This window comes from Streptomyces sp. F63, assembly GCF_018070345.1.
GTDB lineage: Bacteria > Actinomycetota > Actinomycetes > Streptomycetales > Streptomycetaceae > Streptomyces.
On the sequence record NZ_JAGPXX010000077.1, the window covers coordinates 1 to 571 of the forward strand.

The 571-nt window shown below is 66.7% G+C and carries 1 protein-coding gene; it reads right to left on the reverse strand.

Translation table 11 applies throughout. The features are described 5' to 3' along the window. On the reverse strand, positions 1–571 hold a 571-nt coding region (locus tag KBZ10_RS28970), incomplete at both ends, for an ABC transporter substrate-binding protein (protein WP_247703166.1).

A 571-nucleotide genomic window follows, 5' to 3' on the forward strand; every position in this document is an offset into this window, starting at 1 on the left:
GGCCTGCAGCGCGGATGCCGCGGTCGAACCATCCGGAATGACGCGGATCTCGAGCGTGTCGACGTTGACGCGCTTGCCGCCGGCCAGGAAGTCGGCGGGCTCGGAGCGCGGCACATAGTCGGCGAACTTCTTCAGGATCATGCGATCGCCGGTGCGGTGATCGGCCTTGCTGTAGACGAACGGGCCGGAGCCGATGATCTCGGTGATGCGCTGGTCGCCGGGCGTTTTCGCAACACGCTCCGGCATCATGAAGGCGACCGGGCTGACGGGATTGCCGAGCGCGTCGATGACGAGGCCGGACGGCTCCTTCAGCGTCAGCACGAAGGTCTTCGCATCGGTCGGCTCGAGCGACGCCGTGATCGCGAAGATGCGGCGGCCGAGCGCGCTACGGGTGCCCCAGCGGCGCAGCGAAGCCACGCAGTCGGCCGCCGTGACCGGCTGACCGTCATGCCATTTCAGGCCGTCGCGCAGCGTGAAGCTGTAGGTCAATCCGTCCGGAGAGACCTTCCAGTCCTGCACCATCTGCGGCTTGACGTCGCCCTTGGAATCCTTGGCGAACAGCGTGTCGAAC